Raw genomic sequence first — 14,788 nt, 5'->3', positions numbered from 1 at the left:
TATAATTAAAAATGTCGGAGGTGGAAATTTTGCATAAAAAGCTTTTTAGTGTTCTACTGATTTTGCTACTTATTTTTACTAGTACAGTTTTGGCTGTAGAAAATGCTCAACAACTGGAATCTGCTGAAAAACTATTAGCATTAGGAATAGTTACAGGCTATGAAGATGGTTCATTAAAACTTGAAAATTTAATAACAAGGGCTGAGTTTACAGCATTAATAGTTAGACTTTTACCTAAACAGTATGATATAGAAAGCTATGAAAAAGATACAATATTTAGTGATGTAACTAAAGAGCATTGGGCTTCAAAATATATAAATATTGCTGTAGAAGAAGGATTGTTAAACGGGTATGGAGATGGAACCTTCAAACCTGACAGAAAAATTTCTTATGATGAAGTATTAGCAGTATTAGTTAGAATATTAGGATATGATAAATCACTGGATAAAGATAAAGAATGGCCTTTAAACTATATAGATAAAGCTACAGAATTGGGGATTGTAGATAATATGGTTATCCCAGCTGAAGCCAAAATCCCAAGAGGAGATGTCTTTGTATTAGTGGATAATAGCTTACTAATTAAATTAAATAAAAAATATTAATTGAAACGCGAACCGGGTTCGCGTTTCAATTTTTTTACATTTGTGAAAAACAGAACCGTCCCCGTTTTTCACCAGTTTTTTCCATTTTTTATTTTTAATTTTCAATTTCAATATCTTCCATTATAGCAGCTTGTGCTGCAGCTAATCTTGCTACAGGAACTCTATATGGTGAGCAGGATACATAATTTAATCCTATTCTATTACACAATTCTATAGACTTAGGGTCTCCACCGTGTTCTCCACATATTCCAACTACTATATCAGGTTTTACACTTCTACCAAGTTCTACTCCCATTTTTACAAGTTTCCCTACACCATTTTCATCTATAGTTGTAAATGGATCTTCTTCTAATATTCCATTTTCTCTATATATAGTAAGGAATTTTCCTGCATCATCCCTAGAGAAGCCAAAGGTCATCTGAGTTAAATCATTAGTTCCAAAGGAGAAAAAGTCAGCATATTCTGCTATTTTATCAGCTACTAGGCTAGCTCTAGGTACCTCTATCATAGTACCTACTTTATATTTTAATCTAATACCTGATTCTGATATGATAGTATCTGCTATCTCTGTTACCCTATCTCTAATTTCTTTAATCTCTTTATCTATCCCAACTAGCGGTATCATTATCTCCGGTTTTACATCTACATCTTTTCCCCTTTTAACTTCAACTGCTGCAGCTATAATTGCCTTAGTCTGCATTTCATATATTTCAGGATAGGTTATTCCTAGCCTACAACCCCTATGGCCTAACATAGGATTAAACTCTTTTAGTTTTTCAACTGTATACTTTAATTTACTAAAATCCACATTAAGCTCTTTAGAAAGCTCTTTTATTCCCTTTTCATCCTGTGGTAAAAACTCGTGTAAAGGTGGATCTAATAATCTTATGATAACAGGCTTGTCCTTCATAGTTTCAAATAAGCTTTTAAAATCATCTTTTTGGAATGTAAATAGTTTGTCTAGGGCTTTAATTCTTTCGTTTGTATCCTTAGCTATTATCATTCTTCTTACATAGTTTATCCTTTCATCATCAAAAAACATATGCTCAGTTCTACAAAGACCAATTCCTTCAGCCCCAAAGTCTAAGGCCTTTTTAGCATCTGCTGCCTTATCTGCATTAGCCCAAACACCTAACCTTCTAAAGTTATCTGTCCATTCTAAAAGTGTATTAAAGTTACCACTAAGGCCAGGTATTGTAGTCTTTATTTTTCCCTTATACACTTTTCCTGTATTTCCATCTAGAGAAATATAATCCCCTTCTTTAATTATTTCTTCTCCTGCAATAAATCTATTATTATGCTCTTCAACCTCTATATCACCACAGCCTGCAATACAGCATTTTCCCATCTGTCTTGCAACAACTGCAGCATGGGAAGTCATTCCTCCTCTAGATGTTAAAAATCCTTCTGCCTTTGCCATACCATCAATATCTTCAGGGGATGTTTCCTTTCTAACTAATATTACCCTTTCTCCTTTTTTAGCAGCTCCAACTGCATCAACTGAGGTAAAATATACCCTTCCTGTAGCTGCCCCTGGTGATGCTGCTAATCCTTTAGCAATCACCTTAGACTTTTCTAGTTCTTTACTATCAAATATTGGATGTAAAAGCTGTTCTATAGCCTTTGGGTCTATTCGCATTATAGCTGTTTTTTTATCAATTAGCCCTTCATTAACCATATCTACAGCAATATTTACTGCTGCCTCTGCTGTCCTTTTACCTGTTCTTGTCTGAAGTATAAAGGTCTTCCCATTTTCTATAGTAAACTCTATATCCTGCATATCCTTATAATGACTTTCTAAAGTATTCGATATCTTTTTAAGGTCATTATAATTTTCTGGTAGGACATTCTTCATTTCATCTATATGCTGAGGTGTTCTTATTCCAGCAACTACATCTTCCCCTTGGGCATTTATTAAAAATTCCCCATATAATTTTTTCTCACCAGTAGAAGGGTTTCTAGTAAACATAACACCTGTTGCAGAGTTATCCCCCATATTGCCAAATACCATTGTCTGAATATTTACTGCAGTACCTAAATCATGTGGAATTTTACTAATGTTTCTATAGGATATTGCTCTTGGGTTTTGCCATGACTTAAATACTGCATTAACTGCCATAAGAAGTTGAACTTTAGGCTCCTGTGGAAAATCAATACCTGAAAATTTCTTAAAAATCCTCTTATATTCTGAAATTATCTCCTTAAGATGGTCTACATTTAACTCAATATCGCTTTTAAAGCCTTCCCTTTTCTTTATACTTTCTAAGATATTATCAAACTCTTCTTTAGGTACTTTCATTACTACATCTCCAAACATTTGTATAAGCCTTCTATAGCTATCATAAACCAATCTAGGATTGTTTGTTAGTTTTGCCATACCTTTAATAGAATCATCATTAAGTCCTAGGTTAAGTATTGTATCCATCATTCCAGGCATAGATACAGGTGCTCCAGACCTTACAGAAACTAATAGTGGGTTTTTGCTATTTCCAAATTTCTTTCCTGTCTTCTTTTCAATTTTAGCAATATTTTTAAGTATCTCCTTTTCTAATTCATCAGTTATTTGTTCATTATTTTCAAAAAAGTATTTGCAGGCTTCAGTAGTGATAGTAAACCCAGGAGGTACTGGTAGTCCTATATTTGTCATCTCAGCAAGATTTGCCCCCTTACCACCTAAAAGGTTCTTCATCTCCTTTTTTCCTTCTTCAAATTGATATACGTATTTTCCCATACAAACTCCCCCTTAGCCTTTGTAGATATTATATATAAATAAATTTACCCAAAATTGTTTAGGTTACGCTTTTTAAAGTAAAATCCAATATTTGGTTTACTCTTTTGTAAAAGGGGTATATTGTAAAGTAACCAGATGAATACAATTTTGTCATGTTAAAGGCAAATATTTAATAGGGAGGAATATATATGGAAAAGAGAAAAGGTGTAATAACCATGAATGGTAACCCATTAACCTTAGTTGGAAAGGAAATAAAAGTAGGGGATAAAGCCTCTGATTTTAAGGCTTTAACTAAAGACCTAAAACCCTTTGGTTTAGGAGATATGGAAGGTAAAATAAAACTTATAAGTGTTGTACCATCTATAGACACTAAAGTCTGTGATTTACAGACTATGAGATTTAATGAAGAGGCTTCAAAGCTTAAGGATACTGTAGTTATTACTATAAGTATGGATTTACCCTTTGCATTAGATAGATACTGTGCATCAAAGGGAATAGATAATGCTATAACTTTATCTGACCATAGAGAAGCATCCTTTGGTATAGCCTATGGATTTTTAATTGAAGAGTTAAGATTGTTAAGTAGGGGAGTTGTAGTTATAGATGAAAATAATATTGTAAGATATGTAGAGTATGTAGATGAAATAACAAAACATCCTGATTATGATAAAGCATTAGAAGAGGTTAATAAGCTTATATAGATTAGTGAATATGTAAATTTCTCCTATAATAAATTTTATATAAAACAACAAATTCAAGTTTTCTGAATTTTGTGACGATATGTATTATAGGAGGGGATTTTATGAGAATACAATCTAACCAAAATACCCCAATGATAAGCAGAATAAAAAAACCAATGAAAAGTCCTAAATCAAAAAATAATCCTAAAGAGAAAAAAGATAGATATGAAAAAGGAGATAATTTTAAAAAAGCAACATATTCTAATCCAAAATTCTATTATAATGAAAAGCTAATAAAAAAATTAAAAGAGGAAAGTAATAGAGCATATTCAGCATTAAGAAAGGCTGTTGAAAATTTAATAGTGCGCCAAGGATATAGTATAGACTTCGTAATAAATATTGAAAAAGAAGTAATAATTAATAAAAATACTCAGGAAGATGCGGCTAAATTAATATCAAAAGATGGACCATTAAGTCCAGAGGCTGTAAGTGATAGAATTGTTGATTTTGCAATGGCCTTATCTGGAGGAAATAAAGATAAGATTCCAGAGTTAAAAGCAGCAATTGATAAGGGATTTAATGAAGCAAAGAAAATATTAGGTGGACTACCAGAAGTCTGTAATAAAACATATGATCTTGTAATGGAAAAATTAGATAAATGGGAAGAGACACATTAAAACAATTGAAAATGTGAAAATGTTGTTGATGGATTCGTAATCCATCAACTTTTTATTTTTCCTTGTATTATAGATACAAAACAGTTATAATTATTAATAAATTTTAATATTTTTTAAGTAGTTTTAATATTTAAAGGAAAGGGAAGGTTTATGGATTATAGACAGCATCTTAAAAAAGCTAATACTATAGTAATAAAAGTAGGAACATCTTTACTTACTTATCCAAATGGAAAACTTAATTTTTTTAGGATTGATAAGCTTACAAGGGTTATATCAACCCTTAGAAACCAAGGGAAAGATGTAGTTTTAGTGTCATCTGGTGCTATAGCAGTGGGCTCAGAAAATCTTGGGCTTGCAAAAAGACCAGAAAATTTACCTGATAAGCAAGCAGCAGCTTCCATAGGTCAAGCTATATTAATGAGAATATACCAAAAGTTTTTCGGAGAATATAATCAGAGAGTTGGGCAGATCCTTATAACTAAAGCAGTTACAGACAATCCACTTACTAAGAAAAATGCAATAAACACTTTTAATACCCTTTTAAATATGGGAATAATTCCAATAGTTAATGAAAATGACACTGTTGCAACAGATGAAATTGAATTTGGAGATAACGATACCCTTTCTGCAACTGTTGCAACCCTAATAGGTGCAGATATTTTAATTTTACTATCAGATATTGATGGATTATATACTGATGATCCAAGAAAAGACCCATCGGCTCAAATAATTCATGTGGTTGACAGCATAACAGAAGATATTGAAAAGAGTGCTAGTGGTGCGGGTACAGCCTTTGGAACAGGTGGTATGATAACTAAAATTTTAGCTGCAAAAATTTGCTACAGATCTAATATTAATACAGTAATAACTAATGGAAAAAATCCTAACATTATTTATGATATTTTAGAAGGTAAAGAAGTTGGAACTTTATTTTTATCTAAAGACCAATAAAGACAATTGAGAATTTACAATTGACAATGGACAATTAAAGAAATTAAAAATGTAAAATGGAAAATTGAAGTGAAAGAGGGGGACAGATTTATCGTTGAACGTAGTGAAACTAAGACCTGTCCCCAAGTTGCACGGGGAAAAGACGAAAAGAAATTAAAAATTGAATTTGTTAGTAGTTAGTAATAGAAAATAAAAGTGAATGAAGAGCAATAAAAAGTAGGTACATTTTAATGGGTTGCCCTTAGGTTGAGGGATTACGAATCCCTCAACAACGCTATCCAACCACCAACCACTAACCACCAAAAACTGAGTTTTGGGTAACGGACATCAAAGGCTAGACTTCTTAGAAGTAATCACAAAACACGATACAAGACTTTTAAAATTAGAAATGGGGGAGTTAATATGGATAATCTTGAAATTATAGGTCAAAATGCCAAAGAGGCAAGTTATGCTTTAGCAAAACTATCTGCTGATGATAAAAATAAAGTATTAAAAAAAGCTGCAAAGGCTTTAGTAGAAAATAAGGATAAAATAATAAAAGCAAATGAGGAGGATTTAGCTAAAGCTAAGGAAAATGGGATAAAAGGAGCCCTTTTAGATAGATTAACCCTTAACGAAAAAAGAATAAAATCTATAGCTGAAGGCTTAGAACAGATTGCTCAATTAGAAGATCCCATTGGAGAAGTAATATCTATGTGGAAAAGACCTAATGGAATTACTATAGGTAAAAAGAGAGTACCTATTGGAGTTATTGGAATTATATATGAAGCAAGACCTAATGTAACAGTTGATGTTTTTGGTCTATGTTTAAAATCAGGAAATGCATCAATTTTAAGGGGTGGAAAGGAAGCCATAAATTCTAATATTGCCCTTGTAGAGATTCTTCAAGATGTATTAAAAGAGTGTGAAGTTCCAAAGGAAGCTATTCAGCTTATAAAGGATACTAATAGAGAAACAGCAGTAAAATTAATGAAGTTAAACAAATATCTTGATCTCCTTATTCCAAGGGGTGGTGCAGGACTAATTCAAGCAGTAATTCAAAATAGTACTGTACCAGTAATAGAGACTGGTGTTGGAAATTGCCATATCTATGTAGATGAAAGTGGAGATATTAATAAGGCTGTAGCTATTACACTTAATGCTAAAACTTCAAGACCTGGTGTATGTAATGCAGCAGAAAGTTTACTAGTTCATAAAGATATAGCAGATAAGTTCCTGCCAAAAATGTATGAAAAATTCAAAGAAATGAATGTAGAGGTTCGAGGAGATGAAAGGGTTAAGGAAATTATCCCTGAAGTTATAAACGCTACTGATGATGACTGGTCTACAGAATATCTAGATTATATTATAGCTGTAAAGGTTGTAGATTCTGTAGATGAAGCCATTTCCCATATAAACACATATGGTACTAAGCATTCAGAGGCTATTGTAACTGAGAATTATTCAAATGCTCAGAAATTCTTAGATGAAGTAGATGCAGCAGCTGTTTATGTAAATGCTTCAACAAGATTTACAGATGGTTTTGAGTTTGGTTTTGGTGCTGAAATAGGTATAAGTACACAAAAGCTTCATGCAAGGGGACCTATGGGATTAAAGGAATTAACTTCAACTAAATATGTAATATACGGTGATGGCCAAATTAGAGAATAAATATAAGGACAAAGTTTTTACCCTTTGTCCTTTATTTATTGCGTAAGAAAGTATATTTGTTATAGTATTAATCTATTATATATAGTAAAGGCGAAAGCGAGTTTTCCTCGCTTTTTAATAGTTTTCCCTTCTTTCTCTTCTTTTAAGCTTTGTTGGTTTTAGTGATCTATTATTACCTTGCAATAATCCTGCTACACCAGTTAGCTTTTCTTTATTTTGATCTACTACGTGCTGTTCAGGTTTATATTCTTTTGGTTCCGTATATGTTGTAATTACTCCTTCATAGTTTCTTAATACCACTTTATTAGGAGACATAGATAAAACATAGTTAGGCATTACAGGTATCTTACCTCCACCACCTGGTGCGTCAACAACAAAGGTTGGCACTGCAAAACCTGATGTATGTCCCCTTAATCCTTCTATTATTTCTATTCCCTTTGACACAGGTGTTCTAAAATGCTCTAATCCAACTGATAAATCACATTGATATATATAGTATGGTCTAACCCTTATTTGGACCAACTTATGGACTAGGTCCCTCATTATGTGAACAGAATCATTTATTCCCCTTAATAAAACAGATTGATTGCCCAGCGGTATACCTGCATCAGCTAGCATCTTTATTGCTCTCTTGGATTCTTTAGTTAATTCCTTAGGGTGATTAAAATGTGTATTTAACCATATTGGATGATATTTTTTAAGCATGTTTACCAGATTTTCTGTAATTCTTTGAGGAAGTACAACTGGTGTACGTGTTCCTATTCTTATAACTTCAACATGAGGTATTTCCTTTAACTTCTTAATGATTGCTTCAAGCCTTTCGTCTGAAATTAAAAGGGCATCTCCACCTGAAAGAAGTACATCCCTAACCTTTGGTGTATTTCTTATATAATCTATTGCCTTTTCAATTCTTTCCATTGGCACTGAAGCATCATTTTGTCCAGCAAATCTTCTTCTTGTACAGTGTCTACAATACATGGAACATTGGTCTGTTATAAGTAGTAATACTCTATCTGGATATCTGTGGGTTAGTCCTTCTACTGGTGAGTCCTTTTCTTCGTAAAGGGGGTCTTCCATATCCATCTTCTTTTCATATGTTTCCATAATGGTTGGAACTGCCTGTTTTCTTATAGGACAATTAGGCTCATCTTTATCCATAAGGCTTGCATAATAAGGAGTAATACCCATTCTAAATACTTGAAGTGTTTCCTTTATTTCTTTTTCTTCCCTTTCAGTTAAGTTTACAATCTTTTTTAAAGCTTCAACATCAGTAATTCTATTCCTAAGTTGCCATTTCCAATCATTCCATTCATCTTCACTGACATTTTTCCATAATTCAATATCTTTATATAACCTTTCTATGTTAAATCACTCCCCAAACTTTTTGTTTTTATTTTTTACATATAGCTATTAACTATACATTAAAATGCATTTATTTAATCCCTAATGTGTAAATATTGTTATGTAATAATTTTCCAAATACGAAACACGAACCGGTTCCCGTTTCAATTTATATAAAAAGGGAACAGAAATATTTCTGTTCCCTTTTAATCAACTATGTTAATCTTCGTACAATATTATGTTAACATTAATTAGATTTATTTGCAAATTCGTAACAAAATTATTAATATTTTATCCATCAATTATGCTTTTAATAAGTTCACCGTAAAATTTACTAAATACTTTTAGTATATAAAGATTACCCATAATCTCTTTTTCTGAATAACTTTTTAGCTGAAGTAAATTATTATAATTGTAAAAAAGGCAGGCCATTTCATAAATAAAATTAAATACTTTATATGGTTCTCTAAATTCAATAGCTTTATCTACACTTTCCTCAAACCCTAATATTTTAAATATAAGGTCTTTACCTTGTGGCAAATTAAATATCATTTCATCTGTTTTAAACTTTTCAACTGAATAGCCTTCCCTTTCCATAATATTTAAAACGTCTAAAGCCCTTTTATATGGATATTCTATAAAGAAAAATAGATTGTCAGTATTATTTATAAAGGCTGAACCTAGGGGAATCTGTACATCTGTTGAATATGTTTTGGAAAGGGCCCAAAGGTTTATCTCTGATTTAGTAAATAGTTCCTCAACGTCTTTATCTACTATACTATCATCTTTGGTTAATATCATATCAGCTATATTTATGACTTTCTTCTCTGGGTCTATATAATCTTTATTTATATGGGTAGTTACTGTAATCTTTTCAATATCTTTTTCCTCTTCTTTATTAAATACAACCCTATTCCCTTTAATTTCTAAGATTGTCTTTAATATATTAGCAAAGGATTTAGCCCTAGTTTTTCTATTATTGTTAACACTATTATCTAACTTAACATCTATTAAATAACTATCTCCTTGTCTACTTAAGACATTTACACCTTTCTCCAGAATAATATTACCAATTTCAATAATCCATTTTTCCTCTAAAAAGAAATTAATAAACCCCGGTTTTACTATATCTATCTTTGAAACTTTTAAATTATCCCTTTTAATGTTCTCCACAAGAAGAGATGCTATATCCATAGGTGCCTTTTTTTCATAGGGAGCAAGTTTAAAGGCTATATTAGTAGTTAAGTTGCCATGTTTCTTATTATCTGGAACTGTAATATCAAAATCTATATTTGTATATATTCCCTTTGTTTCTAATTGCTTTTTTATAGATTTCTTAAAAATTTCAATTAAATCCTTCATTCTTTAACACCTACATTATACTAATCTTTAACTCATTTAAACTCTCAACCAGATTAGATAGATTTATTCTATATGATAAATCAATTTTTCCTTTACCAGAATCAGATATCTTTATATCCATACTATTTGTTATAACCTCTATATCCATATTTCCATAGGCAGTATGGTATTGAGATTTATGCTTTTTTCCCTTTTCAAATACCAACTTAGATTTGCTAGTTCCAAATCTTTGCATTAGAACTTTATCATCTTCAATCTTTAGAGTAGTTGTAGAGCCTTCCATGCCAGATATTTCAGACTCATCATATATAATATAATAGGTATCATTTTTTTTATAAAATTTCCCTTCTGTAACCAGTTCTATGGTATTTTCTTCTCCTTCAGAATTAGTCTGTGTTCCCTTTATCTTTAGAGTAACTTCCTTCATATTATCACCCTTTTCTCTATAAGTTTTCTATATCGACTTTTTGTATGTTTCTTATTTCTTTTCTTAGAAAGTTTCCACCAATCCTTCTAAATTTTTCAGGATCATCACTAACATAAAAACTATATGTTGGTTTTTCTTCTATTTTTTTATTATTTAATAGATTTTTCTCTCTTAGCATCTCCTTTACAGCCTTTGCAGTCTCAAAGGCAGGATTAACTAAGGTTACATTGTCTCCCATAACCTTACTTAAGGTATACCTTAATATAGGATAATGGGTACATCCTAAAACTAGAGTATCTACATTATGCTCCTTTAAATCTAAAAGATATTTTTCTGCTGTCATCTTAGCTATATCAGTATCTTCCCATCCTTCTTCTACAATCTGAACAAAAAGGGGACATGAAACACCTATTACCTCCATAGACTTATCCATATTTCTTATTCTTGTTTGATATGCCTCACTATTAATTGTTCCTGATGTTCCTATTACACCTATTTTTTTATTCTTTGTGGAAGAAAGGGCAGCCTTTGCACCTGGCTCTATAACTCCTATAATAGGTATATCAAAGGCTTTAACAGCCTCATCTAACGCTATGGCACTTGCAGTATTACATGCTACTACAATAGCCTTTATATTCTTACTTAATAAAAATTTTATACACTGAAAGGAATATTTTATAACAGTTTCCTTTGATCTTGTTCCATATGGTATTCTTGCAGTGTCTCCAAAATATATTATATCTTCATCTGGTAATTGCTCCATTATTTCCTTTAAAACTGTAAGTCCTCCTATACCTGAATCAAATACTCCTATAGGCCTATTATCCATTAATTTAGCCTCCTCTTTACATACTAATCCTATTTTATATTATATGAAAACAAATATAAATATCCAATAGCGAAATTTGGAAATAAAAAAAATTGGAAGGCCAATCCCGTTGGCCTTCCAATTCTCAATTTTTTTGTAATTGTTAATTGTTTATTACAAATCATTAATTGTAAATTTCTTTATATCATAAGTGTTCCATTTTCATTTCTAATAACTTTTAATATCTTTTCCTCTTCTCCATTTAAGGCATTAATGTAAATTATAAAATCTGCTCCTTTATATTTTCCTTTAAATTCATAACATAAGACCTCTTTTATACCTTCTAGAGGTATCATTGCTAACCTTATGTTTTCAATATTAAATCCATCCCTTACCTTTTCCCTTGCTTCTTCTTCTGTTATTTTAGGTTCTGGAATATCTCTATCATAATGACTCTTTAGATATGCAGCAGCATCAAAACCCACAATTTCTCCATTATCTAAAGCAACCTTTACTTTTATATTATCAGCATAAACAGTTACATCATCTTCTTTATAAGCAAAGTTAAATAATGCAATTCCATCATATTTAAGAGAGTAATTTGGTTCCATGTTTTTGTATCCTTTTTCATCTAAAAATTTCTTAGCATTTTTTTCTGCCTCTTTAACAGAGATTTTAGGATTATTTACAGGCCTTGGATTTACCATCCATACAACTTTGCCACCTGTTTTACTTACAGATATATATATTGCCCTTTCTTTTTCTTCATTCTCTGGTGCTATACTGAATGTATAAGACTGTATATCAGCCGCTTTCATATTTTGACCTTCTTCAAAAGATGTAATTTTTCTAGTTTTTTTACTTCCAATAAAATTTGAAGCTATTTCTTTTGCTTGGTTAGCATTAACTTTTCCTTTTCCTAAACCCCTCGGTTTTACCTTTAATACTTGATCAGCAAAGGGTCCATCATATATTAGTTCAGGATAATTATTAGATATCTTTTCTTCAAATTTTGTAAGGTCTGCATCTAGCATTTTTTCATTTGTCTTATCTAATTCCTTATCTTCTCTCCTTCTTACAGCGTTAAAATTAAGTTTTCCCGTCATAAGCTTATTATGGATATTAGTTAATTCCTTAGATAAATATGCAGTATAATCCTGTAGCTGAAACAGAGATTGCCTTTGTTTACTACTTAAAGACTTTCCATCTAAATGTTCCTGTAATAGGGCAAAGGCATAATCACCTACTTGGTTTAAAAATTTCTGTGTTTTTGATAAATCCTTATGTCTTATGGGTAATTGTGAAAGTTTCTCCTGTGCTTCCATAGATTGTTGCCATATCTGTGATAATAAAACTACATTCTGCTCTCTAGATTTTGATAAAAGGGCCTTTGAAAGAGAAACCTGCACATTTTCAATATTATCCTTCATATCATAGAATAACCTTTGATATTCGTTATTAAGCATTACCTTATAATCATTTTTCTGTTGATACTCATTGTATCCCCAAACTCCTGCAAAAACTAATGCAACTGCAAGTACTATAGGTAATATCCATCTATTGTTTTCCATTTTTTTCACCTCCAAGCCTATATTCCAAACCAGTGTTTACCTATTTTTAAGACAACTTTTCTTGTCCATATCCACGGACTCCTAGCTTTAGCCGGATTCCAGTAATAAAGACAGCCATAAGTTGGATCCCATCCATTTAATGCATCCCTTGCTGCCCTTAAAGCAGTGTCATCTGGTGAGAGATTAATCTGCCCATCACTTACCGCAGTAAAGGCACCTGGTTGATAGACTACACTGGCAATTGAGTTAGGGAATTTAGGATTTTGAACCCTATTTAATATAACTGCTCCTACTGCCACTTGACCTATATAGGGTTCCCCTCTTGCTTCTCCATATATAGCCCTTGCTAATAAGTAAACATTATCATTACGATTTACACCCCTAGCTGCAGTAGTATTTCTTTGACCAAAGCTTAATCCCATTGCAGCTGCTGTATTCGGTCCTACAACTCCATCTACAGCTAAACCGTTCTTTCTTTGAAATCTTCTTACTGCTCTATATGTTCTGGCTCCATATATTCCATCTACTCTTCCATCATAATATCCCCATTTAAGTAGTGTCCATTGAACTCTCTTTACATCTTCACCCCTTGTACCCCAGTATAAAACTCTAGTTAAATCTTGAGGCATCTGAGCTACTTTTTCTGAACTTGTATCTATAGTAGTATTATTTATATAAAATGTCATGATAGAAAGAGCTATTAATACAAAAACACTTGTAAATAAGACTATTTTTCTCAACTTTATATGTCCTCCCCTCTTATGTGTGTTTAACAAATTAATTTTTAAAAAGGAACTTTTTTATATTTTCTGTAAGTAATTATGTAAATATACAACTAATAAGATGTTGTAATTTATTGGATTATAAGGATAAAAGTACAAAAAAGTTGAGGTTTTAAAACCTCAACTTTTTTTATTTTAATTTGAATATTTAGTTTTTACTTACAAACATATTTGCAAGCTTCATTTTACTTTTTTCTATTATCTCTACAACCTTAAATCTTAATTTTAATGGTACGTCCTTTCCTTGTTTTGCGTTTACTATCATCCTATATTCATCATCTGTTAGTAGGCCTTTAAGCTCTTTCTTTACTTTTGGATTAGTAATTCCATGGGTAACATCTATGAAACAAAGGGGAGGAAACATGACACACCACCAATTTTCACCTTTGCCTTCTCCAATAACTACCCTGACAGCTTCATATTTGCCTGCTGGTAATGTGAAATTCCCATAACTTTTTGTTGGGAAATTATAATCTCCAAAGTATACATTTACATCGTAATTCTTTCCCCAGCTTTTAACCTCATTTTCTGCTATGTACTCTATATCATCTAGACTATTTAGTATTATTTCTCTACTTTCATTTATAGATGATACTTTATTAAACTTATCCTTTATTTTTTTTAATATTCTATCCCTTACACTTCTCTTTAAGGCTTGATCATTAGGAGAATCACTATTTGCAATTACATGAAAACGAATAAGCTTTTCTTTATAGCTTTCTCTGTTTTCATATATATCTTTTAATGAAAAATAACCAATTACAGAAGTAATAAATAATATAAGTGCTAAAATAGGAAGTACCCTTTTTATTTTCACATTAATTCCTCCTTATAGTAAGTTATGACTTCACACTATAGTATTAACAGAAAGGGTACTTTTTAAACATTATTACATAAAATTGTTAAATTGTTATTGTCAGTTGAAAGATTGTTACTTGACCTAAGTAGTAATGCTTTGTGGTCTGTTACTATGCTATGGAAGTAAGTCCTAAGATGTCCGTTACTTAAAAAGCAGTTTTTGGTTATTAGTGGTTAGTGGTTGGTTTTTGGTAATGCTATGAAGATTATTGATTAGAAAACAATCGTACTAAGTTCTTGCTATTAAAAGCAGTTCCTAGCTCTTTGCTCTCAGCTCTTAGCAAAACTAAAATTTTTTGTCTAAGAACTAGAAACCAAAAGCTAGCAACTGTATTTACTAACTACATG

Annotated in this window: 13 protein-coding genes; 5 read left to right on the top strand and 8 right to left on the bottom strand. The window is 31.4% G+C overall.

From position 1 onward, the window contains the following. The first annotated feature begins 29 nt into the window (after positions 1-29). Positions 30-602, top strand: coding sequence for an S-layer homology domain-containing protein (locus tag BET03_RS04225; RefSeq protein ID WP_183108714.1), 573 nt, complete (start codon positions 30-32; stop codon positions 600-602). A 94-nt stretch (positions 603-696) separates the two neighbouring features. On the opposite strand, the gene ppdK is transcribed toward BET03_RS04225, so the two are convergent. Next, positions 697-3,333, bottom strand: coding sequence for a pyruvate, phosphate dikinase (ppdK, locus tag BET03_RS04220; RefSeq protein ID WP_120167632.1), 2,637 nt, complete (start codon positions 3,331-3,333; stop codon positions 697-699). A gap of 188 nt (positions 3,334-3,521) precedes the next feature. Here ppdK and tpx point away from each other — a divergent pair, with 188 nt between their 5' ends. The 4 genes from tpx to BET03_RS04200 all read left to right on the top strand — a co-directional run bounded on the left by tpx (position 3,522) and on the right by BET03_RS04200 (position 7,291). Further along, the gene (gene tpx / locus BET03_RS04215; protein WP_120167630.1) at positions 3,522-4,034 is read left to right on the top strand and encodes a thiol peroxidase; all 513 of its coding nucleotides are present in this window, start codon (positions 3,522-3,524) and stop codon (positions 4,032-4,034) included. Between the two features lie 101 nt (positions 4,035-4,135). Beyond that, the gene (locus tag BET03_RS04210; RefSeq protein ID WP_120167628.1) at positions 4,136-4,690 is read left to right on the top strand and encodes a DUF5610 domain-containing protein; all 555 of its coding nucleotides are present in this window, start codon (positions 4,136-4,138) and stop codon (positions 4,688-4,690) included. A 150-nt stretch (positions 4,691-4,840) separates the two neighbouring features. Next, a complete protein-coding gene (proB, locus tag BET03_RS04205; protein ID WP_120167626.1) occupies positions 4,841-5,641 on the top strand; it encodes a glutamate 5-kinase in 801 nt (266 codons plus the stop codon). Between the two features lie 402 nt (positions 5,642-6,043). Further along, positions 6,044-7,291 (top strand): glutamate-5-semialdehyde dehydrogenase, encoded by a 1,248-nt coding sequence (locus tag BET03_RS04200; protein ID WP_120167624.1) that lies wholly within the window; start codon positions 6,044-6,046, stop codon positions 7,289-7,291. Between the two features lie 114 nt (positions 7,292-7,405). Here BET03_RS04200 and kamA read toward each other — a convergent pair whose 3' ends face one another. The 7 genes from kamA to spoIIR form a co-directional block, all read right to left on the bottom strand. Further along, entirely contained in the window at positions 7,406-8,632 is a 1,227-nt protein-coding gene (gene kamA, locus BET03_RS04195) for a lysine 2,3-aminomutase (RefSeq protein WP_279230336.1), read from the bottom strand. A 291-nt stretch (positions 8,633-8,923) separates the two neighbouring features. Next, complete coding sequence (locus tag BET03_RS04190; RefSeq protein ID WP_120167620.1) at positions 8,924-9,994, bottom strand: DALR anticodon-binding domain-containing protein; 1,071 nt, start codon at positions 9,992-9,994, stop codon at positions 8,924-8,926. Between the two features lie 10 nt (positions 9,995-10,004). Continuing rightward, positions 10,005-10,421: a YwiB family protein gene (locus tag BET03_RS04185; protein ID WP_120167618.1), complete on the bottom strand. Its 417-nt coding sequence runs from the start codon at positions 10,419-10,421 to the stop codon at positions 10,005-10,007. A 16-nt stretch (positions 10,422-10,437) separates the two neighbouring features. After that, positions 10,438-11,250: a glutamate racemase gene (murI, locus tag BET03_RS04180; protein WP_120167616.1), complete on the bottom strand. Its 813-nt coding sequence runs from the start codon at positions 11,248-11,250 to the stop codon at positions 10,438-10,440. Between the two features lie 179 nt (positions 11,251-11,429). Further along, complete coding sequence (gene ypeB, locus BET03_RS04175) at positions 11,430-12,800, bottom strand: germination protein YpeB (RefSeq protein WP_120167614.1); 1,371 nt, start codon at positions 12,798-12,800, stop codon at positions 11,430-11,432. A gap of 17 nt (positions 12,801-12,817) precedes the next feature. Continuing rightward, entirely contained in the window at positions 12,818-13,540 is a 723-nt protein-coding gene (gene sleB, locus BET03_RS04170) for a spore cortex-lytic enzyme (RefSeq protein WP_243096855.1), read from the bottom strand. A 190-nt stretch (positions 13,541-13,730) separates the two neighbouring features. Continuing rightward, on the bottom strand, positions 13,731-14,399 hold the full coding sequence (gene spoIIR, locus BET03_RS04165) for a stage II sporulation protein R (protein ID WP_120167612.1): 669 nt from the start codon (positions 14,397-14,399) through the stop codon (positions 13,731-13,733). Positions 14,400-14,788 lie beyond the last annotated feature (389 nt).

Origin of the sequence: Thermohalobacter berrensis, from assembly GCF_003609645.1 — a bacterium.
GTDB lineage: Bacteria > Bacillota > Clostridia > Tissierellales > Thermohalobacteraceae > Thermohalobacter > Thermohalobacter berrensis.
This window is presented reverse-complemented; position numbering and strand designations above follow the sequence as displayed.

Bases quoted from the DNA above. Each gene is read 5' to 3' on its own strand.
- ppdK (WP_120167632.1), bottom strand. From the start codon at position 3,333: ATGGGAAAATACGTATATCAATTTGAAGAAGGAAAAAAGGAGATGAAG.
- BET03_RS04200 (WP_120167624.1), top strand. From the start codon at position 6,044: ATGGATAATCTTGAAATTATAGGTCAAAATGCCAAAGAGGCAAGTTAT.
- tpx (WP_120167630.1), top strand. From the start codon at position 3,522: ATGGAAAAGAGAAAAGGTGTAATAACCATGAATGGTAACCCATTAACC.
- murI (WP_120167616.1), bottom strand. From the start codon at position 11,250: ATGGATAATAGGCCTATAGGAGTATTTGATTCAGGTATAGGAGGACTT.
- proB (WP_120167626.1), top strand. From the start codon at position 4,841: ATGGATTATAGACAGCATCTTAAAAAAGCTAATACTATAGTAATAAAA.
- BET03_RS04210 (WP_120167628.1), top strand. From the start codon at position 4,136: ATGAGAATACAATCTAACCAAAATACCCCAATGATAAGCAGAATAAAA.
- BET03_RS04185 (WP_120167618.1), bottom strand. From the start codon at position 10,421: ATGAAGGAAGTTACTCTAAAGATAAAGGGAACACAGACTAATTCTGAA.
- BET03_RS04190 (WP_120167620.1), bottom strand. From the start codon at position 9,994: ATGAAGGATTTAATTGAAATTTTTAAGAAATCTATAAAAAAGCAATTA.
- ypeB (WP_120167614.1), bottom strand. From the start codon at position 12,800: ATGGAAAACAATAGATGGATATTACCTATAGTACTTGCAGTTGCATTA.